Here is a 23956-nt window from a genome sequence, read left to right on the forward strand (position 1 = left end):
TGGTGTACTCCTTAAATCTTTGCTTAATTTTTCGGCAGCGGCCCCATCAGGTCAATCACTGCTTGCTCTACATTTTCTTTACGCATGAAATGCTCACCGATCAAAACGCCTTGAGCACCGAGCGAGGACAGATAAGAAATATCATCACTGGTCGAAATTCCGCTCTCGCTAATCAGAATAACGTCCCCCGGAATTTCTTTGCTCAACTCTGCCGTTGTCCCTAATGACGTTTCAAATGTGTGAAGATTACGGTTGTTGATGCCGATAAGCTGAGCCGACTTTAATTGAAGGACTGAGTCCAGCTCGCTGTAGTTATGCACTTCAACAAGACAGTCAAGCCCTACAGAAGAGGCAATGGATATAAATTCAGCAATTGTATCCGGTTCGAGTATGCTGGCGATTAGAAGAACGGCATCCGCGCCTAACAGTCGCGCTTCATAAATTTGCATGGCATCGATAATAAAATCCTTACGAAGCAGCGGCAAACTAACTGCATCGCGAACCGCCGACAAATACTTGCCGCTGCCTTGAAAATACGATTCGTCCGTTAACACGGACAAGCAGTCTGCTCCAGCTGCTTCGTACGCCTTGGCAATAGCAACCGGATCAAAATCCGGCCGGATCAATCCTTTGGAAGGCGAGGCTTTCTTCACCTCAGCGATTAATCCCATCCCTCTTTTACGCCGCGTAGACAGCGCCTCAATAAATCCGCGAGTAGTAGGTAGTGCGAATATGTTGTCCAAGGCTTCTTCCACTGATAAAGACCGTTCAAGCTGAGCTACTTCTACTCTTTTAGTCGCAACAATTCGGTCAAGATACATAGCTTAATTCCTCCGTCATGGTAATGAGCTGTTCCAACTTGGCCTGCGCCAGCCCCAAGTCAATCGCTTCGGCCGCTTTACTTACGCCTTCTTTCAAACTGTCCGCCAATCCCGACACATAGATGCAGGCTCCGGCGTTTGCAAGAACAACATCTCTGTAGGGACTTCGTTCACCTTGCAGCACGCTCCCGATAATCGACGCGTTTTCTGCAGCATCTCCGCCAAGAATGGACTCCATCGGGTGAACCTGTAAACCCAGATCATGCGGATGAATGTCATACGTACGGATGCTGCCTCCGCGAAGTTCGGATACACGGGTCGGTGCAGAAATGCTGATTTCATCCAATCCATCATGACTCGTAACGACCAGCGCCCGCTTCAGCCCTAATTCTTTCAAAACCTGAGCGATTGTTTCCGTTTTGCTCAGGTCATAGATACCCAGAAGCTGACGGTCTGCTCCAGCCGGATTGGTTAACGGGCCCAGCATATTGAACACGGTTCTCACCCCAAGCTCTTTTCGCGGGGCCGCTGCATGTTTCATAGACGGATGATAGATTTGAGCAAACAAGAAGCAGATCCCGATCTGATCCAGGCATCGCTTGGCCTGTTCAGCTGACAAATGAATATTTACACCGAGTGCTTCCAGCACATCGGCGCTGCCGGCACGTCCAGAAGCGGAGCGATTGCCATGCTTCGCCACGCGAACGGACACAGAGGATGAGATGATCGCGGAGGCGGTGGAGATGTTGAATTTATGGATGCCCGATCCTCCCGTTCCACATGTGTCCAGCAGCCGGCTGCGTTCTGTAATCACACGTCCGCCCGAACTTCGCATCGCTTCAGCAAAGCCTGTGATTTCATCCACAGTCTCTCCTTTAATGCGAAGAGCGGTCAGCAAGGCCCCGATCTGGGAAGGAGTCGCTACTCCTTCCATGATCGTCTGCATTACTTGCCTAGCTTCGCTGCGCTCCAAATCACGGCCTTCAATCAATTTTGATATGCTGGATTGTACAGGTTCCAATATGTTCATAGCTCTCTCCTCCTCCAGTTCATTTTCAAGGTGTATATTCGTACAGGTAATCTTGGTTAATGACACTCTCCTGTTGAATATCCGGCGGGAACATCATTTCAGCTGCCCGGATGGCTTTCAGCATCCCTTTTGCCTTATTGACGGTCTCCTCATACTCTTTCTCCGGAACAGAGTCCCACACAATTCCCGCTCCAGCCTGAACATACGCTTTTCCCTTACGGAAAATAATCGTGCGAATCGTAATGCAGGAATCCATATTCCCCCCGAAACCGAGATAACCTATTGCCCCGGCATAGGCCCCTCTTGCTTCCCGTTCAAGCTCGGCGATGATTTCCATAGCGCGAAGCTTTGGCGCACCTGACACCGTTCCCGCAGGAAGACAAGAGAGAAACGCATCGAAAAAGTCCTGATCCTCCCTCATTTTGCCTGATACAGCTGACACGATGTGCATGACATGAGAGTATCGCTCGATCTCCATAAAAGAATCGCATTTGACGGTTCCGAACTCAGACACTCGTCCCAGATCATTTCTACCGAGGTCAACCAACATTAAATGTTCGGCCCGTTCCTTCTCGTCCTGCAGCAACTCTTCAGCTAGCGCTCTATCAGAAGCTTCATCCGTGCCGCGGGGACGTGTTCCCGCAATCGGCCTCGTCTCCACCCGTTTGCCGTCCACTTTGACAAGAGCTTCAGGCGATGTGCCCACGATAATCTCTTCATCCATCTTCAAATAATACATATAGGGAGATGGATTCATCGTCCGAAGCACCCGGTATACATGGAGCGGAGAAACGTCTGTATTGATATGGAATCGCTGAGATAGAACAACCTGAAAAATATCACCGGACCGAATATATTCTTTCGCCTGTTCTACATTGTCCATATATTTTTCTTTAGTCATATTGGACTGAATATCACCAAGGTCGACATCAGCAGGAATTCCGTGGGAATTTACATTCTCGCGAGGCCCTTGTTCCTTCAGCTGTCCGGCTGTAACTTCCAGCTTTCTACACATATCTTTGTACGTTTGCCGGATATCCGCATCGGTATCGCCCGGCTTGACATGCACATTGCCAATCAACAGAATCTGCTGCTTCACATGGTCAAAAACGATGATTTGATCACAAAACATAAACCGAATATCATCCATACCCAGATCATCCAATGCGTGGGCAGGCAGCTTTTCATAATACTGAAGAAGATCATAGCCGAAAAATCCGATCGCTCCGCCTGTAAACGGAGGCATGTCACCAATCTGCGGACTTTTGTACAAACGCATCAAAGCTTTCAGTTCTTCTACAGGCTTTCCCTTAAGCCGTGTTGTTTCACCATTCATCTCCACTTGAATATGACCCTGCTTGCCGGAGATGACAAGGAAAGGATCGGTCCCGATGAACGAATAACGAGCCCACTTTACTCCACCCTCTACACTTTCCAATAAAAAAGCCCGTTCACGCTGCGCATACCGCTGAAAAATACGGATCGGCGTCTCCATATCCGCCAGCAGACGCACAGCGACTGGTATAAGATTATACTGGCCGGCCATGGAGATAACCTGTTCCATTGATGGGTTTGCTATCATAACCAATCCCTCCCTTTCCTCATGTATTTGGAATGCAAAAAAAGACCTCTACCAAAGTAGAGGTCTGGGTCGATAAGTATATAAAAAAAGAGTGCGATCAAGAGATGATATAACCATATGGACATGAACAATGCCTCAAAATAGATAAAATGCGGTATGTACGACAAATGACAACCGCCATCATAAAATGATGCATGTATCCATCCTCGGATATACTCTCTTATCTGCTTTCATGTTGAATCATTAGCTACTCTGCTCTTCTCTTCTAAACTATACTCATCTAAACTCTACTCAGCTATTCTGATACCACTATACAGGATTTTTCCTGTTCATGGCAACCCTAAATTTTTCGCGATCAGGAAGATTATGATGATAAATCAGGACGCAGGCGCTGGGCCTCGTTTAAATATACATGCTTGATTTCCTTCTGACTCTTCTCCGTATTCACCTGAACCATAAGACGGATACAGCGCGGCAAGCTTCCCTGCACCGGAATTTCTACAGAGCACATAAGCGGTACCAGGTCCCAGCCCTTCAATGCCCTGATGGCTCTTGCCGGGAAAGTCGCATCCAGGTCATGGGTCATCGTAATCCAGACGCTGCAAATATCCTCCGGCTTCACATCATTTCGGTTTACGATCTCCTCAAGAAGGAGCACGGTTTCATTTAATATTTCCTGTTCATCATTTTTCGTAACGGTGGTCGCTCCGCGAATACCGCGATTCATCATCCGTTATCCCTCCTTCTTCAGCTGTTCAACAACCGAACGGACCGTTTCTACCGGTACATCATGAACGATGCTGACTTTGCCGATTTGTTCGGGCACAATAAACACCATACGCCCTTTTGTAAACTTCTTGTCATGCTGCATAGCGTCCATCAATTCATCAACCGATATATCGGATGGAAGGACAACAGGCAATTGAAATGCGCTCAACATTTCCCTCGTTGTGCTGAACAGATTCGTTCCCCTACCCAAAGCTTCAGCGAGCAGCGCCGATCCAGCCATTCCGATCGAGATGGCTTCGCCGTGTAAAAAGCGACCATAGCCTCCTACCGCTTCGATCGCATGTCCTATTGTATGGCCCAAGTTCAAAATAGCCCGAAGTCCACCCTCTCGTTCATCCTGTGAAACCACCTTTGCCTTGATCGCACAGCCTCGCTCCAGCCCGTAAGCAAGTGCCTCCGAATCAAGAGCAAGCAGGTCTGAGGCATGATCCCGGCACCAATAGGCAAATGCTTCATCAAGAATAAGTCCATGCTTCAACATTTCAGACAAACCCGATGACACTTCCCTTGCAGGTAAAGAAGTCAAGGTATCCACATCGTACAGCACCATAACCGGTTGATGAAACGCACCGATCATATTTTTCGCCAAAGGATGGTTCACAGCAACTTTACCGCCTACACTGCTATCATGTGCGAGAATCGTTGTCGGAATCTGTACAAACGTAACACCTCTCATATATGAAGCAGCTACGAATCCGGCCAGATCTCCTACAACCCCTCCGCCCAGTGCAAAAACTGCAGAGCTTCGGTCCAGCTTGGCCTGGATCGCCGTTGTCATCACCTGCTCAAACATAGCCAGTGATTTAGATGACTCCCCTGCCGGAACGATATGGGAAACCGTCTTGAAACCCGCTTCCGCCATCTTCTTTTCCACCAAATGTAAATAATGGGGAGCGACCCGATCATCCGTTACGATCAAATGGGGGCTTTGAGTACTGACTCCATGCTGCAAGGTTAACTCGCCGATCTTCTGAAGCAGACTTGAACCGATATAAATAGGGTAAGAGCGCTCACCTAGTTCAACTTGAAGAGTTCTCATGCTTAGTATCTCTCCAATTGAGCAAGATAGTTGTTATAGTTCGCCTGGATTTCTTCCATCGAATCACCGCCGAATTTCTCCAGGAAGGCTTTAGCCACTTCCCATGCCACCACATGCTCCATAACGACGCTGGCAGCTGGTACTGCGCACGCATCCGAACGCTCCACCTGTGCCGTAAAGGCCTCCTTCGTATCTATATCTACGCTTTGAAGCGGTTTATACAATGTCGGAATCGGCTTCATGACACCACGGACTACAATAGGCATGCCGTTGGTCATACCACCCTCAAACCCGCCGAGGCGATTCGTTGCACGGTAGTATCCACGCTCCTGACTGTACATAATCTCATCATGAACTTTAGAGCCTCTAAGCTCTGCTGCTTCGAACCCGATGCCAACCTCAACACCTTTGAACGCATTGATGGACATGACACCCTGTGCAATTCTGCCATCGAGCTTCCGATCATATTGAACATGGCTCCCCAGACCGACGGGTACTCCTTCTACAATACACTCTACAATACCGCCCGTAGAGTCTCCCTCCTTCTTGATCAGGTCTATATATTCCTCCATCTTTTTCTCGGTCTCTTTATCCGCGACACGAACAGAAGAAGCTTCTGTAACCTCAATCAGCTCATCAATAGGTAAATTGTGAGGTGGTGCTTCAATTTCACCGATACGAATGACCTGACCTGCCACCTTTATCCCAAATTGTTCAAGAAACTGACGCGCCACCGCACCGCACGCCACCCTTACCGTCGTTTCACGGGCACTGGAGCGTTCCAAAACATTGCGTAAATCTTTTAAATTGTACTTCAAGCCGCCGTTTAAATCCGCATGACCCGGACGAGGACGGTGCACCCGTCTTTTCACTTCATCCGTTCCTTCGATCGGCTCGATGTTCATAATTTTTTGCCAGTGCTTCCAGTCGTTATTGGCTACCACCAGTGCGATAGGTGCACCCGTCGTATATCCATGGCGCACACCACCGACAATCTGCGCGGTGTCCTTCTCAATCTGCATGCGCCGTCCGCGGCCATAACCTTTCTGTCTCCGCTGCAATTGATAATTCAGAGCATCGAAGTCAAGCTTCATATTGCTTGGCATTCCTTCTATAATCGCTGTCAGCTGAGGACCGTGGGTCTCCCCGGCAGTTAAAAATCTGATACTCATCGTACGCTCTCCCCCTTTTATACTTTTAAACTGTGAACCGCTAAAATCCGATAATTTCTTCTGACCATTATAGTATAGGTGTTCCGCTTTGACAAGAAAGACCAGCGCATCAAAAAAGCGCTCCCTATCTTTAGATAGGAAGCGTAAATGGCAAAGCTTATTTTAATTGACCACGTGTCGATCTTTTCCATTGTTCGTCTCCGGCAGGCTGTTGCGGATTCAGCAGTGCATTAAACTGAAAGGTTTCCAGTCCCAAAATTTGACCGCACTCTTGTACACTGAACAATCCGCGGCGATATGCGGCAATGACCTTTCGTTTATCCATTCCCTAACCTCCGCTTGATTACTGGAATTATCATTCCTATTATCGGATTTTCAGCATTCAATTATTCAAATGAGTCAGGACTGGATCTTTTGATAAAAAAAGGTTTCAGACGTTTCAAGACCGTATTGAGCTGGATTGAATATTTGCTCTGTGCTGCCTACAAACAAAACTCCGCCAGGTCTTAAACTGGCTGCAAACTTTTGATAAAGCTTATGCTTCGCCTCTTCGGTAAAATAAATCATTACATTCCGGCATACGATCAAGTCGAAGGCGGTATCGAAACGATCTGTCAGAAGATTCTGCTTCTCAAAGCGGATTTCTTTCTTCAATCTTTCATCGAAGCGATACATCGGCCCCTCTTCGGTAAAATACTTTGCAGCGATGTCTTTGGGAACATCCTTAAGCGATCGGTCCAAATATAAGCCTTGTTTCGCTTTTGCCAGTGCTCCTTCATCAATATCCGTTGCCAAAATGCTGCTCATGCCGAGCAGTTTTTTTTCTGCAAGGATCATCGCTATTGTGTATGGTTCTTCACCAGTGGAGCAGGCAGCGCTCCATATTTTCAATCTGGTACTACCAGAACCGCTTAACTCCGTTAAAATCTTGTCCCGTAAAACTTCCCAACGATTGGGATTTCTCCAAAATTCAGAGACGTTAATGGTCATACGGTCCAAAAACTCATGAAACAACGACCTGTCCTTCATCATCGCTTCGTAAAATGCAGAAAATGTTGAATAGCCATGCTTCAGTCTAAGAGTCGTCAGTCTTCGTTTCATCTGTGTTTCTTTATAATCCGCAAGATTAATCCCTGTGGTTAACTCGATGTTGCGAATAAAGCCAATATAATCTTTATCCTGTACTTCTAGTTCTTTTGCTTTCATGTTACCGTCCTGAAATTATGTAGTCATTATACCCAAGAAGAAATGCTCTTTTCATACTGCACCAGCTCATCTTCACGAAAGAAGTTAGCAATTTCGCGCTTCGCGCTCTCCGGCGAATCCGAACCGTGAATAAGATTATGCGAAGTGTGTGCTGCAAAATCACCGCGTATTGTGCCTGGTAGCGCTTCCTGAACTTTCGTCTTGCCGATAAGGAGACGGGACAGGGCAATGATGTCGTCCCCCTCCCACACCATGGCAAACACAGGGCCGGAAGTAATAAACCCTACTAATTCGTCAAAAAAATCTTTTTCTGCGTGTTCCGCATAATGATACTTTGCCTGCTCATCGGACACTTGAAGAAATTTGCCTGCAACCAACTTAAACCCTTTATCCTCCAGCCGGCTTACGATCCTTCCGATCAATCCTCGCTGAACACCATCCGGTTTAACCATTAAAAAAGTACGTTCCATTGGCTCATCACTCTCCAAAATTTTTGATCATGTGATGCTTCATTCTTCAAACGTAGTTTAACAGAAAGATAGGTACAGATTAAAGTCTAGTATGAACGCTTTGTAACAAACTTGGCAATATCCTTCAATTGCTTCTTGACCTTGATATCCGGCAGAGCGTCCAACGCATTCAGCGCTTTATGGATATAACGGTCTGCCAGCTCTTCAGCACGAGCGATTCCTGAACTGGATTTGATCATCCCTACCGCTTCGCTAACATCACATTGACCATTTAAAGTATGAATGCGATCGATTTCTTTTAGCAGCGGTTGTCTTATTTCTGACTCTTGAAGTGCGTAAATGACAGGCAGCGTTATATTCCCTTGCCGTATATCACTGCCTGGCGGCTTGCCAATCTGTTTCTCGGTACCGCATAAATCAAGAAGATCATCCTGAATTTGAAATGCCATGCCGACATTGTACCCGAATCGATACAAATTGTTGGATACGACACGCGGCGCTCCAGCAGCCATGGCACCGAGCTGACAGCTTACGGCAATCAGGATCGAGGTTTTGCGGCGGATGCGCAGAAGATAACGTCTTACGCTCTGATCACAATTGAAAAAATCCCGGATTTGTTCCATTTCTCCAACGGACATTTCCACCATCGCTTTAGATAAAATACGGTGGATTTCAGGATCTTTCAAATTTGTGGTCAACGTCAGTGCTTTACCATAAATGTAGTCTCCTGTGTACATTGCAATACGATTGTCCCATTTGGATTTGACTGTCGGCTTACCTCTTCTCATATCCGCATCATCAATCACATCGTCGTGCACAAGAGAAGCGCTGTGAATCAATTCCAGCGGAACGGCAATAAATTTAAGTTTCTCAATGTCGTAATTTCCGAATTTGCCGCCCATAAGCACAAAGATCGGACGCAGCCGCTTGCCACCTGCCTTAAGAAGGTGCATTGAGGTCTTTGCCAGCTGTGAATCATCGCCTTCTATACTGCGGTACAGCTCTTTTTCAATAACATCCATATCTTTTTTCAGTGCTCCGAAAATGTCCAGTCGTTTCATTCTTTCACCCGCATCACAATATTTTCTCTCCATAATTCCGGTGTGACATCTTTTTTCAGCAGTCCAAGTTCATATGCATATTTATAATATAAGCGCAGCCCTTTCTGCTGTTCTTCATTAAAATCATAACATAAGTTATTGAAATATCCTCGCCAGTATAATTCGGTGCCTCCGATCAGACTGACCGCTTCATTGACGATTGGCCGAAGATCCCTTAAGCTTCGCTGCTTGCTATCCCGAAACATCGAAGCGATTTCGGACATCGCTTCAGGATGATCGGACGCAGCATTGCGGTTTACCGCGCAGACAGCAAACGTCATGCTGCAGCCTGTCCACTCCTTCCACCATTCACCGAGATCGGTCACAACATATTCGCGGTTGTACCATGAGGCTTTGATCGCGTTATCCCCGATGAGAAGAGCTGCATCTGCTTGTTCCATCATCGTATCAAGATCCGGCTCCATCGACTTGTACTCAGGCTTAACGCCCATCGCTTTCTCCATCAATATCCTCAGTAAATTCACCGAGGTCGCTGACGTATTGGTCATGGCGATGGTAGCATTCTTGAGCTCTTTCACAGGAACTCGGGAGAACAGTAGAATCGATTTTACAGCCCCATTCGCACTTACGGATAAATCCGGTATTAACTGCAGCTTATCTGCCGCTTCGGCATAGGCAAAAGAGGATAATGCACCGATATGGATATCCCCGTTCTTCATCCCCTCGTTTAAAACAGAGGGCACTGCTGCCAACATTTCAGCAGGAGTATCGAGAAGCTGTGGATTCACGTAATAATACAATGGCCACGCGTTGGTATAACTGATTCTGCCAATTACGGTTTTCTTGTATACTCCCGGCATCTTAGTCACCCCATCTTTTATACAATTGATGCTCGATCCGAAGACTGTCCAACACTTTCCCGACCAAAAAATTCACAATATCATCTAAACTCTGAGGTTGGTAATAAAAAGCAGGCATTGCGGGAATGATTTTAACTCCCAGATTTGAAAGCTTGAGCATATTTTCCAAATGTATGGCATGCAGCGGCGTTTCTCTAGGGACAAGTACCAATGTTCTTCCCTCTTTAAGCATAACGTCTGCAGCCCGAGCCATCAAATTATCAGAGGTTCCGTGAGCGACGGAGGACAGCGTACCCATTGAGCAAGGCATAATGATCATGCCCTCCACCAGGTATGAACCGCTGGCGATACTGGCCCCGATATCTGCAATCGGATGATAATATACCTTTCCACCTATACCGCCAAACTTCTCCTCAATAACAGCCTCTCTGTTCCCGGCAGGCCAGTCTAGCTCCTCTTTCAGCACGCGCCAGCCTGCGTTTGAAATCACCAGATGTACGTCATAGCCCGATTGCAATAAACATTCTGTCAAACGAACACCATAGATAGATCCGCTCGCACCGGTAATGCCAACAATCCATTTTTTCTTACTGCTTGTATCCATTACAAATATTTCACCACCAGATCGATCAAGGTGAATACAAACAAAACAATACTAAGCGTGCTGTTCATTGTAAAAAAAGAAGTTTGCAGCCGGCTCATATCATCAGGAGACAATATATAGTGCTGATAGAACAAAATTCCGCAAGCGATAATCGTCCCAGCTAAATACCACCAGCCAACCGGGGTTACAAAAAACAATACGATAAAGCCAATCGCCGTAACAATATGAAAACCTCTTGCAAACCAAAGTGACTTTCGCAGACCAAATCGCGCGGGAATCGAATACAAACCTTCTTTACTGTCAAACTCCATATCCTGACAAGCATAAACTACATCGAATCCGGCGGTCCAAAACGACAAGGCAATGTAAAATATAATCGCTTTGTAATCCACCTGCCCGGTTACAGCTACCCAGCCCCCAAGCGGAGCCAGAGCCGTCGTAAGACCAAGCACTACATGACATAACCATGTGAAACGTTTGGTATAGGAATAAAAAATAAGCATAAAAATAGCAATAGGCAGCAAACGAAAAGCAAACGGGTCCAGCTCAGCTGTCGCCCAAAAGAAAACAGCAAAAGATACGATAATAAAAAGGATAACTTCAAACGGCTTTAATAGTCCTGCTGGTATGGCCCTCCCGGCTGTGCGCGGGTTTTTCGCATCTATGTACTGATCTGACAGACGATTCAGACCAAAAGCAGCGCTTCGTGCTCCGAACATAGCCAGGAAAATCCATCCGATATCCCCCCAGGAGGGTAAATGGTTAAACACGACAGCTGAACCTAAAATGGCACCCATAAATGCGAAAGGCAGAGCAAATAACGTATGCTCTACTTTGATCATTTCCAAATAAGTTCCGATTTTCTTAAACATCCGTCTTCTCCTTGATCCCAATATGTAAGGCAGCAATTCCGAAGGTCAAGGGATAAGCTTCTACACGGGTAAGTCCGATCTTGCGGAAAACCTCTGACAGCTCCTCTCGCCCCGGAAAAAGTTCAACCGACTCGGGAAGCCATTTATATTGCTCGTACCGTTTGGCAAAGAGCTTGGCCATAAGCGGCAGCAATTTCCTGAAATAGAAAAAATACAAACCTTTGAAAGGCTGCCAGGTCGGCTTGGACAGCTCCAGACAAACTACCATTCCGCCAGGCTTGACAACACGCTTCATTTCTTCCAAAACCTTTACGTAATCAGGAACGTTTCTCAGTCCAAAACCGATGGTAGCATAGTCGAAACGGTTGTCTTCAAAGGGCAGAGCCATCGCATTCCCCTGAACAAGAGCGATTTGATCATCCAAACCTTCATTGTTCACTTTCCGTCTGCCAACATTCAACATTCCTTCACTAAAATCAAGCCCGACAATCTGGCCTGATCCACTCGCATTTGCCATGCTGATGGTCCAATCACAAGTACCACAGCACAAATCCACGGCTGTGTCCCCATGCTGGATGTTCATTCTCTTCATCGTAAATTTCCGCCAGCGTTTGTGTTGGCGAAAACTGAGGATATCATTCATGATGTCGTACTTGCCGGCAATACTTTCGAATACCGAATGAACGTATTGTTCTTTCGGTTTATTACCTTTGTCAAGTTTTATTTCTGTTTCCACTGAGTTATTTTTCATCCAAGTCACCTATCCTTCCCTTACGGCAGACCGGTACCTGTTAAGGGTTTGAACAAACGGCTCAAGGATTTGACCGATCTGTGCGAAAGCCCCCTCTCCATTGATGACCGGCTTCAGCGATTGCACTGTGCTGACAGACTGACGGAGCTTGTCCAGCAAATGATCAGCCGTATTATGTTTTATCATAAGTTTTTTCCAATCTTTTTGCTCCATCTTTTTCGAAAGGAGAAGTTTCTTATCTGCATCATTGACACGCTCCAATACGTACCAATAGCCATACCCATTTCTACCCTCTTCTGAAGAAGCGCAGCGATCCATTTCATTCGAAATCGTCTCACACTGGGTAAGCTCTTTCAACAGCGTGTTCCAATCTCCATGGAATGATGAGTCAATCAATGGTGTAAAAGAAAGAAACAGCTGCATGTTCAGCTGTACCATCTGGCGCAAATATTCTTCTGCCGACAGAAGCATACCTTTCATCTTTTCGTACAGGTTCATCTTCAACACATTCACTTCACTGACAGCTTTACTTAAAGAAGCAATGGCTTCAATGTCTCCCTTTTTAGCCAGCAATTGATAAAAGCGACTGCTGTAGTAATCCCCAGCCAGCACCTTCAATTGACGAGAGCGCATCATCTTCTCTCCCTGATTGCTTTTTGCTGTATCAATGGTCTCATGCGTATCCAATCCCATCTGAATCAATGAAGTAACCAGCGCGTACAACTCACCACGTTCCGCTACATAACGCTTGGATTTCTGTAAAAATATGTATAACAGGTAAACGCGAGCATCCGGAAAAGCCGGGAGCTCCGTGTGTGTTTCAATCATGTCGTAATATAGATACTTTTTTGCCAACTCGGGAACGCGATACGGTTTCATCCTCAGCCTCCGTGCACTTGATGTTCTTTAAATTTAATTTGTTCACAATCTAATCTATTATAACACATCATTTCTTCACGTACATGCCCGCCCAACACTATTTTACCCATTTTCTTCAGCGTTGAACTGCTTTATCCACATATTCGTTATTGTAAGATGCAATCCTTGAACCAACCTATCCGAAAACGGCTCATTTTCCATCTGTTTCAGCTCCTTAAGAAGCGCATGATCCCATTCATTTCGTTTAACGTTGGCGGCCAGCATTAAATAATGTGCGCCGGTCCACGGATCTACAGCTACAAACCGAAGATAGAGCTGGCTAACATTTTGCTTGTCTTCAAAACTGAATGCAAGCATTTTTGTCAGATCGCCAAGCACCATCCTGACCGGGTCCTGTCCATCCGTTATTTTCAGATCGACGAGCAGAGTCCCGTCTTCCCAGTCGGCTTTACCTATGTTCAGATCCAGAGGCAATGAACTGAGACGATCCACCAAATTGGCATCTGACAAGCCGCTTGGAGCGACCGCAGGATGAAAAGCAGCTATACTTCTCCCTTCAACAGCTCCACTGACAGAATGCACTGCTGCCAAAACCAAGAAGCATATCGCTGTAATCAAAGCCGGAATCCATATCCCCAGCGCTGGAGTGAATCTAAATCGTCTCATCGCATAAAACCTCCTTTATCTTTATTTTCATCCAGATTTAAAAGGTCCATACCCCATTGTACAAATAAAGAAAGCAAGCTATGCATCTGATAAATAATATTACTCTGTTTCGTATTTTCTTAAAAAAAGATAGAATAATAAGGACGGCACATTTTTGATGCCATCTGTAAAATTGAAGGAGGATTCATGAAACTATGAGCGTTGATTATAAAGCATACTTTGCTGAACACCGCGAAACCCACTTAAACGAACTGAAAGAATGGTTATCGATTCCAAGTATCTCTGCATTATCAGAACATAAGGATGACGTTGCCAATGCAGCGAAATGGCTCGCTGACAAGCTGACAGAAGCAGGTCTGGAGCATGTTGAAATCCATGAAACGGCGGGACACCCAATCATCACCGCCGATTATTTGCACGCGGAAGGTAAACCGACCGTCCTCGTATACGGTCATTATGATGTTCAACCTGTGGACCCGCTTCATCTTTGGGAAACCCCGCCGTTTGAGCCATCTATCCGAAACGGAAAACTGTACGCCCGCGGCGCAACTGACGATAAAGGGCAGCTGTTCCTGCATGTAAAGGCCGTTGAGGCGATTCTCAAACAGGAACAGAATCTTCCTGTTAACATCAAATTCTGTATCGAAGGTGAAGAGGAAGTTTCCAGCCCAAATTTGCCGCTTTATTTGGAGAAAAATAAAGACAAACTGGCAGCGGACGCAATCTTGATCTCCGATACTTCACTGCTTGCTCCAGGCAAGCCTGCTATATCTACCGGGCTTCGCGGTTTATGCTCACTGGAGCTGACGGTCGAAACGGCAAATACCGACCTGCACTCGGGTACATACGGCGGAGGTGTGCCGAACGCGCTGCACGCGATCGTCTCCTTGCTATCGTCTCTTCACGATGAAAACGGGCGAGTGAGCGTCAAAGGCTTCTATGACGGTGTGCAAGAATTGTCACCTGAAATGCGCGAGGAATTCGCCAAGCAGCAGTTTGACGAGGAAAAGCTCAAAAAAGAGCTTGATCTCGATGCCCTGTTTGGTGAGGAAGGTTACTCCTTCGTGGAACGTGTTGGCGCTCGTCCAACGCTGGAGCTTAACGGTGTATATGGTGGTTTCCAGGGAGAAGGCAGCAAAACGGTCATTCCAAGGGAAGCTCATGCTAAAATCACATGCCGTTTGGTCGCTGATCAGGACCCGCAGGCGGTGCTCGACGCTATTGAAGCCCATCTGCATGCACATACACCAGTCGGTGCGAAGTTAAAGGTGATGCCGAAGGAAAAAGCATTTGCTTTTAACATTGATCCATCTCATCCGATGCTGCAAAAAGCAGCCGATGCATTTGAGAATGTGTATGGCACACGCGCGCTGTTCACGAAAGATGGCGGTTCGATCCCGATTGTTGAAAAATTGTCCAGCACACTAGATGCGCCTGCAGTCATGATGGGCTTTGGCCTGCCGGACGAAAATCTTCATGCGCCAAATGAACATTTCAACCTGGAAAACTTCGATCTTGGCTTGCTGACGATCGTCAACTATTTGAAATTGCTCTAAATGGATGCACCTTTCTAGCCATGAGCTATATAAGTTGAACTAACATTTATAGTCAAAGCATCACAACGAATTCGGATTATTCTTCCGATCGCTGTCAACCTATATAGACATAACTACACAACACAAAGAAACCCTGACCTTCTATGAAAGGCTCAGGGTTTCTTGAATTTCCTTACATGTCTCGTATGCAATTTTTACACGCCTGATTCTGTTCTGCCATGCTTCGTCAGAACCTCGGCTTTGCCACGAATTTTAACAGCAGAGGTATGGTCAGTGAACTGAGCAATAATAATTTCGCCTTTATCGAGTTTTTCAGTATGATGAAAACGAGTATCCTGTCCCCGGGTTAACCCGATCACCTGCACCCCATTTTCAAGAGCTTTCACGACAAAATAATCACCGTTTCTTACATCTTCCATAACCGTGCCTCCCCTTTAAAAGAAAAGGCCGTGAACGAATTCACGGGCCCTTATACAAATATAAGAAAGTATGATTTATACTTAGCTTATACTTCTCAAGAAATGCTGCCGTCCTTTCAAAAAAAGACGACCAAAGCGTTTCATCTTGTCATAGGTAATATGTAGAAATCTTTATTTGATTCCGTCTTTGAGCGCTTTGCCAGGTTTAAATGCAGGAATTTTGCTCGAAGGAATTTCGATTTCTTCACCTGTTTGCGGGTTACGACCTTTACGAGCAGCACGTTCACGTACCTCGAAATTTCCGAAACCTACCAATTGGACTTTATCTCCATTTTGCAATGCTTGTGCGATAGCATCAAATACAGCATCAACTGCTTTAGTTGCGTCCTTCTTAGAAAGCTCTGTCGATTCAGCCACTTGTGCAATAAGATCAGATTTATTCATTCTTCTTTCACCTCCCTAAAAAGGATGTTCTTTCATTTGATATTCACTGTTTCCGTTTTACCGCAAAATATACGTACACCGGGCAGTTTTCACCCTTTGCTGCATTCAGAGGCATGTCGCGGAACAAACTTATAATAAAACAGCCAAATCATAATTTCAAGCGTTTTACATGGTTTGCACCACCAAAACAGGAAAAACAACCGAAAAACGGCTTGAACAGCCGCCCTGCGGTTGTTTTTCATAAATACTTGGGCTTCACTATAGAATAATAGCAATCAAACCGCCAGAGCCTTCGTTAATAATGCGGCCCAGCGTTTCCTGCAGTTTATAGCGGGCATTGTCCGGCATCATAGCAATCTTGCCCTGGATTCCCTCTCGAACGATCGAATGCAGCGAGCGTCCGAAAATATCAGATTCCCAGATCTTGATCGGATCATTCTCAAAATCTTGCATTAAATAACGAACCAGCTCTTCACTTTGCTTCTCCGTACCGATGATCGGAGAAAATTCCGATTCCACGTCCACTCGAATCATATGAATCGATGGCGCCGTTGCTTTCAACCGAACGCCGAACCTTGTTCCTTGACGAATCAGCTCAGGTTCATCAAGTGCCATTTCGGCTAGTGACGGAGCAGCGATACCGTAACCGGTCGTCTTCACCATCTCGAGTGCCTCTGCAAAACGATCATACTCGCGTTTCGCATGAGAGAACTCTTGCATGAGTTGCAGCAAATGATCCTTCCCACGGATTTCTACACCGACCACTTCCATGAGGATGCGGTCATACAACTCATCCGGTGCAAAAAGATCGATCTCCGCTACGCCCTGCCCCATGTTCATGCCGCTAAGTCCGGCACGATCAATAAATTCGTATTCCATAAATTGGGTTACTACGCGATCCACATCACGCAAACGGCGAATATCTTTTACCGTGTCACGAACGGAATTTTCATAGTTACTGCGAAGCCAATGATTTTCATTCAATACCATGACCCAGCTTGGCAGATTCACGTTAACTTCATGAACCGGGAATTCGTATAATACTTCACGAAGGACACCGGTCACATCATCTTCACTCATAGAAGCTGCACTAAGCGTCATTACCGGAATATCATATTTTTCAGACAACTCGTTACGAAGCTGAAGAGCTTCCTCGCTTTTTGGACGGGTAGAGTTAATCACGACGACAAATGGCTTGCCTACCTCTTTTAATTCGTTAATGACGCGTTCTTCCGCCTCTACATAAGAGCTGCGAGGAATTTCAGCAATCGTACCGTCCGTTGTCACAACTACGCCCAGCGTTGAATGCTCCTGTATCACCTTGCGTGTACCGATTTCCGCCGCTTCCTGGAACGGGATCGGCTCTTCGAACCAAGGTGTAGAAATCATCCGAGGTCCATTTTCATCCTCATAGCCTTTGGCACCTTCTACTGCATAGCCTACGCAGTCAACCAGGCGCACATTGACCTCAAGACCTTCGGTCACTTTGATCTGCACCGCATTGTTCGGTACAAATTTCGGTTCTGTTGTCATAATGGTTTTGCCGGCAGCACTCTGCGGCAGCTCATCGACAGCTCTTACACGGTCCGCTTCATTCGTTATGTTCGGAAGCACGACCGTTTCCATGAACCGCTTGATGAAGGTTGATTTTCCCGTCCGGACGGCGCCGACGACCCCCAGGTATATGTCCCCTCCAGTTCGTTCGGCTATGTCCTTAAAAATGTCCACTTTTTCCAAAAGAGATCCCCTCCTCAAATTACTCCGAAGGAAAAATGCTTTAAGAGCATCCGCTTCGTGTTCCATCTCACAGCCAAAGTCATTGCAACATTTGAGCAGCCATTACCACGCCGCCAGCAGTCCGCCGCCGGTATCCGAGAACGAAATGGAAACGGCAAAGCGGCGTAACTCGTACATGCATTTGGACTAGTATCATCATATGTACCGGGAATCAAAATATGACGGTTGCCCGGATATGCCGTCCTGTTTTTTTGTAAAACTTGCCGGGCACCGAAGAAGAACCCGAACTCACTTTCCAAGTATACATATGCTTTCAAAAGGTCTATTATGCTTCGAAAGAGTGAAAAAATAGAAAAATCCCGCCATTACAGCGGGATTAAGAGTAGATTTATAGTTTTGCGACAGGCTGCTCATCCTTCCAGACATAAGGCACAGACTTGATAGGGACATAATAGGAGGCCTTTTCAAGATAGATTCTTAAATCCTCCTCACCCTTGGGATCAGCCTCCTCCTTCTGGATCGCTTGCATAATATCAAAAGCGTAATCAACATAGACGGTCCCGTCGGCCCCCATCATAAATGTAACCTCCTGACCGGAGTATACGCTAGTCAGGTTCACATTTTTGGCATCGATCTTCGAAAGATCAATGGTTAAAAAGCCAGGATACAGCTCCTCTCCTGCCGGAAGACTACCGTTGTTGGCTGTTTTGTAGCGGTTTACCGACATTTGAACATCATTCACTTGTTGAACCGTATTAATATCCATCACTTTCACTAGCGGCTCTGTTTCTTCATTAATAATCAGAAAATATCCGCTTCCGCCTTTCTCAAACGCCGTACTCGGAATCTCGTCGATGTACCCCATATTTTTAAGCTTTTCAAAATCCACTCTGTATTTCTCGTAACGAGGCACTTCATCTCCAGCAGTTATAATCGGAAGAACAGACTGATCTTTGTAAAAGTCATCGACTGCGGACTGAACCCGCTTTACACTTTCAAGATAAGAAACCTGTCTCTCCTGCCTGTTCTCATCAGGGTACAAACATCCTGTCAACAGTACGGTCATTAGCACCAAAACAGTTGCTATAACAATTCTTGTACTCATAGCGGATCTTTCCTCGCTTTTTGAACGTATCCGTATCAAATCTGCATCATCCTTTACCTGCTTTAAATAAAGTCGTCTGTTTCTCCTCTCCTGGCAGCCTCGAGTTGTCTGCGAACCGCCGCTTTCAGTCGGTCCTCGGGAACGGTAACTATCAGATCGCCTGTAATTACAGTCTGGCAGGAAAGCCTCGTTCCTTCTTCCACCAGAGTTCCGAGCTTTCTTCGTTCCGCATCTTTGGGCGGCAGACAATTGTTCTGATCCTGAATATGGACCTTACACATCAGACATCCCATTCTCCCGCCGCAACGCGTTGAAATTGTAACCCCGGCTTGCCTCGCCGCCTCTAAAACATGGGTATTTCGGCGGACCTTTATCTTCTTGCCTTCGGGTAGAAAAGTAACCTCAAAGTCCACCTTATCCCTCCAATACGAAAAACATGTAAGTAAATGATTTACAAGTTTATCCCTGTCAAACTATGTATCTTGGCCAAATGGTCCTGGCTCCAAACATTACGAGAAAGAATTAGCTCAAGGGGCTCTACATGATGTTCAAGCTCATGCTTGATCACCTCTGCAATCGCTTCATACCGATCTTTCCGCCCCCGCAGCACGTTAAATACCAGCTCGTGGGAAAGCGGCATCAGCCGAAGTGACGCATGCTGGAGCTCATAATGAAGCTCATATCGGGAAGCCCGGTCGTAAAGCAGGTGCTCAACCTCTACATGGTAGATGGAATCATGCGAGTTTACAGCAAAGTTCCCCACCAATTCTACGGCATTCGCTTCAATTTCATAATGGCTTAATACTGACTTGTACATTCCCTCTTCATCCAAATGGGGCTGATCTGTAGCCCATATATCCAACTCCTTGTGAAGCTTGGATATTCCGCTTCCATCCGCATAAATATCGATGTCTTGCGGTGCCTTGTCCAGCTTAACCCCTTGCAACAGCAAGGAGCAGCTGCCTCCCAAGAGCCAGGCCACCTTAGCCCGGTTTAAAGATTGTGCTGTCATAAACAGCGGTTTTTCTAGACCGGATAGTAAACGTTTCCGTCTCATGTTACACCCCATCTTTCAATCACAACAAATTGAAGCATACAGTCGACTAGATGATCGAAGCCAATCCGGTTATAAATCCGACAAGCATCATAATAAACGCAACAGCAGACAAGCCCATCCGTATAATACCTTTCGTCTTGCTCCGGGCAAAGGTAACCAGAAATACTGACAGTCCCATAATGAACAGCGCTATCAAGGAAAGCCACATTTTTTGCATTGGATCCATGCCGCCACCCGCTCCAATCTATTTGACAAAATAATTCAACCTATTATATCACGAATTGACTTCATAGTTGCAACAAGAAATCAACAAGAAGAAGGTACGTGAACAAACAAAAAGGAACAGTCCCGGAAGTAGAAAAATCTACTTTCGGGACAGCTCCCTTAGCCTTGTTTACGGACGAGACCGCCCTATTTGTTGAGCATCATTTTCATTAATGCTTCCATATTGCTTGGATTCATTCCGCTTTTCTTCACAGCAGAAACAATTTCTTTCGTCGTCTCTTCGCTCACTGGAACATTCGCCATTTGTGATACCTGCTTGATCAGTTGACGGAGCTGGGCTTCATTCTGCATCGTAGACGGTTTTACCGTTCCAGCCAGCTTCTTGATAGCCCCTTGTGAAATTTGTTTGCCGCTTTTTTTGTTGATCGCGTTCAATACTTCTTTTGGAAAGTTTTTGCTCATTTCCACCCCTCCTCCGGCAAATCCTCAAATTAATATATGAGGCAGGAGAGCGAAAGGTGAATAAGCTAGGTATGCCACTGCTTCCAAATTTCCTCTGGCATCATTTCCATTTCCGTTTTCGGATCACGTCCCATAAGCGCTTCTACCGCGCTTCGTGGATCTCGATTTTTAAACAGTACATGATAGAGTTGATCAACGATCGGCATCTGGACCCCATAGTTCTCGGAAATCGCATAGGCCGCTTTTGTCGTGCGAATCCCCTCAACAACCATCCCCATCGACGATAGCACTTCTTCAAGCCCTTTACCTTGACCTAAGAGAGAGCCTGCCCGCCAGTTTCGGCTATGACGGCTTGTCGCGGTAACAACCAGGTCGCCAATTCCGGCAAGACCGGCAAAGGTAAGCGGATTCGCCCCCATCTCAACACCGATGCGTGATATTTCCGCCAATCCACGAGTTAACAGTGCAGCTTTGGCATTATCACCAAAACCCAAGCCATCTGACATTCCAGCACCCAGAGCAATAATGTTTTTCAAAGCGCCCGCAAGTTCAACACCGATCATGTCTCGATTGGTGTAGACACGAAAATAAGCGTTCATGAACAAATCTTGCACTGCTTCTGCTGCCTTACTGTCTGACGATGCCACAACGACCGTTGTCGGGCACTTTCGAATCACTTCTTCTGCGTGGCTCGGACCGGAGAGGACAACGATGTTACCCTCATCACAGCCAAGCTCTTCGGAGATCACCGTTGACATGCGTTTTAACGATTCCGTTTCAAAACCTTTGGTCGCATGAATGATGAGCATGTCCTTCGTCCAATATGACTTAAGCTGATGAGCCACTTCACGCATCGCTGAAGATGGGGCTACAATCAACACCGCTGCCGCTCCTGAAACCGCTTCGCCCATATCCGTTGTAGCACGCAAACGGGGAGGTAGCTTCATATCCGGCAAATAACGATGGTTACTGTGCTCCTCATTGATTTCTCTGGCCTGTTCAGCATTCCTTGTCCATGCAACGACTTCTAATTCATTAGAAGCCAGCACACTGGCTAGAGCCGTTCCCCAACTGCCAGCAACCAATACAGCCACCTTGTCAGACAACACGTTTCCCTCCTTTTCCTTTACCCCCGGAACCCAGCTTGTTTTCCTTACCTTGAACAATTTTGGCGATATTCGTACGGTGTCTCCAAAATGCAAAAATACAGATCACCAGACTCGTCCAAAATATCGGCCAAGGAAACTTCATAATGATTAGAAAAACAGGGGTCAGCACGACAAAAATGAGTGAGCCCAGCGAAACATAGCGAGTCCATACGATCGAGAGAATCGCGATAATTCCTGCATAGAGAGCTGGCAGGAAGCATAATGAAGCTAACACACCGATTGCAGTTGCTATGCCTTTACCGCCGCGGAAGCGGAAATACAAAGGCCAGTTATGTCCTACAATGGCAGCGATCCCGCATAATCCCGGCAGCCATCCACTGTCGTCTCCAAGCCATTTTCCGATCCATACGGCTACGATCCCCTTGAGTACATCCAGTGCGAGCACGAGAATCGCAGGACCTTTACCAAGCACCCGGAGCGTATTGGTTGCTCCCGCATTTCCACTACCATGTTGGCGAATATCGATCCCTCTTAAAAGCTTCGCCAGCCAAACACTAAAGCTCACGGAGCCTAGCAGGTAACAAAAAATAAGCGCAACGACATTTAAAAACAAGCTACTCTCCCCTAACTTTCATCAGACTTTCGCCGTGTATAAATTCGTATAGGTGTCCCTTCGAAATCAAATGCTGCTCTAATTTTATTTTCCAAATACCGTTCATATGAAAAGTGCATCATTTCAGGATCATTTACAAATATAACCATGGTCGGCGGCTTCACAGCAACCTGAGTTGCATAGTTGATGCGTAACCTTCTTCCCTTATCGGTAGGTGGAGGGTTAATAGCCACTGCGTCCGAAATGACGTCGTTGAGCAAATGAGTCTGCACTCGTCGATTATGCTGCTCTGCTACATGCTGAACGACGGGGAGCAGCTTTTGCAAACGTTGTTTTGTTTTCGCTGACAAAAATACAATTGGCGCATAAGTCATAAACAGGAAATGGTCGCGTATTTTATTCTCAAATTGCTGCATGGTTTTGGCGTCTTTCTCAACAAGATCCCACTTGTTTACAACGAATATGGACGCTTTCCCTGCTTCATAAGCGTATCCTGCAATGTGCTTGTCCTGTTCGATAATTCCCTCTTCACCGTTAATTAGCACTAGAACGACGTCAGCACGTTCAATTGCGCGCATCGCACGCATAACGCTGTACTTCTCCGTTGTCTCGTAAACTTTGCCGCGCTTGCGCATTCCGGCTGTGTCAATGAGAACATAACGTTGGCCGTCCTTTTCAAAAGGGGTATCAATCGCATCTCGGGTCGTGCCCGCAATGTCACTTACAATAACGCGCTCTTCACCTAAAATCGCGTTCACAAGCGAAGATTTACCCACGTTGGGTCTTCCGATTAAAGCTACCTTGATCACATCTTCATCATATTCATCATCTGTTAGATCAGGAAGCTTCTCTACAACCACATCGAGTAGATCACCAATACCCGTTCCATGGCTTCCCGATATGCCGACAGGATCGCCGAAACCGAGACTGTAAAACTCATAAATATCTTCTGCTCTCTTCATATTGTCCACTTTGTTTATAGCCAGTACGACCGGCTTACCTGAGCGGAACAAAATCTGAGCTACTTCCTCATCAGAATGGGTAACACCTGTCTTCGCATCACACATAAATACAATTACATCCGCTTCTTCAATCGCCAATTCAGCCTGCATGCGGATGGATCTTACGATCATATCATCGCCATCAATCTCGATTCCGCCGGTATCGATCACACTAAACGGTTTGCCGTTCCATTCGGCAATACCATATATCCGGTCCCGTGTAATCCCCGGTTTATCTTCAACGATGGCCAGCCGATCACCGATTAATCGATTAAATATTGTCGATTTACCGACATTCGGCCTCCCGACAATAGCCACTACGGGTCTAGCCATATTCACTCCTCCTGTCAATGCTTACGATTATCATAATAGCAAAAAACGTTACAATTGGCTAACCTTTCATCATCTGATTTCTATTATGATCAT

At 46.2% G+C, this 23956-nt stretch carries 28 protein-coding genes; 1 reads left to right on the forward strand and 27 read right to left on the reverse strand.

Features of this window, described 5'->3' with window-relative positions; all coding sequences use genetic code 11:
* Window positions 1–23: 23 nt before the first annotated feature.
* The 16 genes from trpC to C8268_RS12535 all read right to left on the reverse strand — a co-directional run bounded on the left by trpC (window position 24) and on the right by C8268_RS12535 (window position 13802).
* Window positions 24–821, reverse strand: coding sequence for an indole-3-glycerol phosphate synthase TrpC (gene trpC, locus C8268_RS12465; RefSeq protein WP_106767968.1), 798 nt, complete (start codon window positions 819–821; stop codon window positions 24–26).
* Window positions 811–1851, reverse strand: coding sequence for an anthranilate phosphoribosyltransferase (trpD, locus tag C8268_RS12470; RefSeq protein WP_106767969.1), 1041 nt, complete (start codon window positions 1849–1851; stop codon window positions 811–813). The genes trpC and trpD overlap by 11 nt, the downstream gene beginning before the upstream one ends.
* Window positions 1852–1876: 25 nt before the next feature.
* Window positions 1877–3433 (reverse strand): anthranilate synthase component I, encoded by a 1557-nt coding sequence (gene trpE, locus C8268_RS12475; protein WP_420094245.1) that lies wholly within the window; start codon window positions 3431–3433, stop codon window positions 1877–1879.
* Window positions 3434–3797: 364 nt separating this feature from the next.
* Window positions 3798–4163, reverse strand: a complete 366-nt coding sequence (gene aroH, locus C8268_RS12480) for a chorismate mutase (RefSeq protein ID WP_106767971.1) — start codon at window positions 4161–4163, stop codon at window positions 3798–3800.
* Window positions 4164–4166: 3 nt separating this feature from the next.
* Window positions 4167–5261, reverse strand: coding sequence for a 3-dehydroquinate synthase (gene aroB, locus C8268_RS12485; RefSeq protein ID WP_106767972.1), 1095 nt, complete (start codon window positions 5259–5261; stop codon window positions 4167–4169).
* 2 nt (window positions 5262–5263) lie between these two features.
* Complete coding sequence (gene aroC, locus C8268_RS12490; RefSeq protein WP_106767974.1) at window positions 5264–6433, reverse strand: chorismate synthase; 1170 nt, start codon at window positions 6431–6433, stop codon at window positions 5264–5266.
* Between the two features lie 157 nt (window positions 6434–6590).
* Window positions 6591–6758 (reverse strand): hypothetical protein, encoded by a 168-nt coding sequence (locus C8268_RS22950; RefSeq protein WP_199794843.1) that lies wholly within the window; start codon window positions 6756–6758, stop codon window positions 6591–6593.
* A 74-nt stretch (window positions 6759–6832) separates the two neighbouring features.
* The gene (locus C8268_RS12495) at window positions 6833–7639 is read right to left on the reverse strand and encodes a CheR family methyltransferase (protein WP_106767975.1); all 807 of its coding nucleotides are present in this window, start codon (window positions 7637–7639) and stop codon (window positions 6833–6835) included.
* A 26-nt stretch (window positions 7640–7665) separates the two neighbouring features.
* On the reverse strand, window positions 7666–8109 hold the full coding sequence (ndk, locus tag C8268_RS12500; protein WP_106767976.1) for a nucleoside-diphosphate kinase: 444 nt from the start codon (window positions 8107–8109) through the stop codon (window positions 7666–7668).
* 86 nt (window positions 8110–8195) lie between these two features.
* The gene (locus tag C8268_RS12505) at window positions 8196–9170 is read right to left on the reverse strand and encodes a polyprenyl synthetase family protein (RefSeq protein WP_106767977.1); all 975 of its coding nucleotides are present in this window, start codon (window positions 9168–9170) and stop codon (window positions 8196–8198) included.
* The gene (locus C8268_RS12510; protein ID WP_106767978.1) at window positions 9167–10030 is read right to left on the reverse strand and encodes a menaquinone biosynthetic enzyme MqnA/MqnD family protein; all 864 of its coding nucleotides are present in this window, start codon (window positions 10028–10030) and stop codon (window positions 9167–9169) included. Before C8268_RS12510 ends, C8268_RS12505 begins: the two co-directional genes overlap by 4 nt.
* Before the next feature lies 1 nt (window position 10031).
* Window positions 10032–10577, reverse strand: coding sequence for a UbiX family flavin prenyltransferase (locus C8268_RS12515; RefSeq protein WP_420094279.1), 546 nt, complete (start codon window positions 10575–10577; stop codon window positions 10032–10034).
* 56 nt (window positions 10578–10633) lie between these two features.
* Window positions 10634–11506, reverse strand: a complete 873-nt coding sequence (locus C8268_RS12520; RefSeq protein ID WP_106767980.1) for a UbiA-like polyprenyltransferase — start codon at window positions 11504–11506, stop codon at window positions 10634–10636.
* Window positions 11499–12257 carry a demethylmenaquinone methyltransferase gene (locus C8268_RS12525; protein WP_106767981.1) on the reverse strand — a complete coding sequence of 253 codons (759 nt, stop codon included), beginning with the start codon at window positions 12255–12257 and terminating at the stop codon, window positions 11499–11501. Before C8268_RS12525 ends, C8268_RS12520 begins: the two co-directional genes overlap by 8 nt.
* 9 nt (window positions 12258–12266) lie before the next feature.
* The gene (locus C8268_RS12530) at window positions 12267–13136 is read right to left on the reverse strand and encodes a heptaprenyl diphosphate synthase component 1 (protein WP_106767982.1); all 870 of its coding nucleotides are present in this window, start codon (window positions 13134–13136) and stop codon (window positions 12267–12269) included.
* A 102-nt stretch (window positions 13137–13238) separates the two neighbouring features.
* Window positions 13239–13802 carry a hypothetical protein gene (locus C8268_RS12535; RefSeq protein ID WP_106767983.1) on the reverse strand — a complete coding sequence of 188 codons (564 nt, stop codon included), beginning with the start codon at window positions 13800–13802 and terminating at the stop codon, window positions 13239–13241.
* Between the two features lie 194 nt (window positions 13803–13996).
* Between C8268_RS12535 and C8268_RS12540 the strand changes: the two genes are divergently transcribed.
* On the forward strand, window positions 13997–15358 hold the full coding sequence (locus C8268_RS12540; protein ID WP_106767984.1) for a dipeptidase: 1362 nt from the start codon (window positions 13997–13999) through the stop codon (window positions 15356–15358).
* Between the two features lie 194 nt (window positions 15359–15552).
* Here C8268_RS12540 and mtrB read toward each other — a convergent pair whose 3' ends face one another.
* From mtrB to der, 11 genes are all read right to left on the reverse strand, one after another.
* Window positions 15553–15777 carry a trp RNA-binding attenuation protein MtrB gene (gene mtrB, locus C8268_RS12545; RefSeq protein WP_106767985.1) on the reverse strand — a complete coding sequence of 75 codons (225 nt, stop codon included), beginning with the start codon at window positions 15775–15777 and terminating at the stop codon, window positions 15553–15555.
* Between the two features lie 171 nt (window positions 15778–15948).
* On the reverse strand, window positions 15949–16221 hold the full coding sequence (locus C8268_RS12550; protein ID WP_106767986.1) for an HU family DNA-binding protein: 273 nt from the start codon (window positions 16219–16221) through the stop codon (window positions 15949–15951).
* Between the two features lie 258 nt (window positions 16222–16479).
* The gene (gene spoIVA / locus C8268_RS12555; protein ID WP_106767987.1) at window positions 16480–17958 is read right to left on the reverse strand and encodes a stage IV sporulation protein A; all 1479 of its coding nucleotides are present in this window, start codon (window positions 17956–17958) and stop codon (window positions 16480–16482) included.
* A gap of 388 nt (window positions 17959–18346) precedes the next feature.
* Entirely contained in the window at window positions 18347–19063 is a 717-nt protein-coding gene (locus tag C8268_RS12560; protein WP_106767988.1) for a DUF3939 domain-containing protein, read from the reverse strand.
* Window positions 19064–19125: 62 nt separating this feature from the next.
* Window positions 19126–19476: a 2Fe-2S iron-sulfur cluster-binding protein gene (locus tag C8268_RS12565; protein WP_106767989.1), complete on the reverse strand. Its 351-nt coding sequence runs from the start codon at window positions 19474–19476 to the stop codon at window positions 19126–19128.
* A gap of 38 nt (window positions 19477–19514) precedes the next feature.
* Window positions 19515–20120: a hypothetical protein gene (locus C8268_RS12570; protein WP_234032785.1), complete on the reverse strand. Its 606-nt coding sequence runs from the start codon at window positions 20118–20120 to the stop codon at window positions 19515–19517.
* 46 nt (window positions 20121–20166) lie between these two features.
* Window positions 20167–20346 carry a DUF2768 family protein gene (locus C8268_RS12575; RefSeq protein ID WP_106767990.1) on the reverse strand — a complete coding sequence of 60 codons (180 nt, stop codon included), beginning with the start codon at window positions 20344–20346 and terminating at the stop codon, window positions 20167–20169.
* A 185-nt stretch (window positions 20347–20531) separates the two neighbouring features.
* Window positions 20532–20807: a stage VI sporulation protein F gene (locus C8268_RS12580; protein ID WP_106767991.1), complete on the reverse strand. Its 276-nt coding sequence runs from the start codon at window positions 20805–20807 to the stop codon at window positions 20532–20534.
* Between the two features lie 65 nt (window positions 20808–20872).
* Complete coding sequence (locus tag C8268_RS12585; protein WP_106767992.1) at window positions 20873–21913, reverse strand: NAD(P)H-dependent glycerol-3-phosphate dehydrogenase; 1041 nt, start codon at window positions 21911–21913, stop codon at window positions 20873–20875.
* On the reverse strand, window positions 21906–22529 hold the full coding sequence (plsY, locus tag C8268_RS12590) for a glycerol-3-phosphate 1-O-acyltransferase PlsY (RefSeq protein WP_106767993.1): 624 nt from the start codon (window positions 22527–22529) through the stop codon (window positions 21906–21908). The genes C8268_RS12585 and plsY overlap by 8 nt, the downstream gene beginning before the upstream one ends.
* An 11-nt stretch (window positions 22530–22540) precedes the next feature.
* Window positions 22541–23863 (reverse strand): ribosome biogenesis GTPase Der, encoded by a 1323-nt coding sequence (gene der / locus C8268_RS12595; RefSeq protein ID WP_106767994.1) that lies wholly within the window; start codon window positions 23861–23863, stop codon window positions 22541–22543.
* Between the last annotated feature and the right edge of the window lie 93 nt (window positions 23864–23956).

It is taken from the genome of Paenibacillus faecalis (genome assembly GCF_900289175.1).
GTDB lineage: Bacteria > Bacillota > Bacilli > Paenibacillales > Paenibacillaceae > Paenibacillus_AQ > Paenibacillus_AQ faecalis.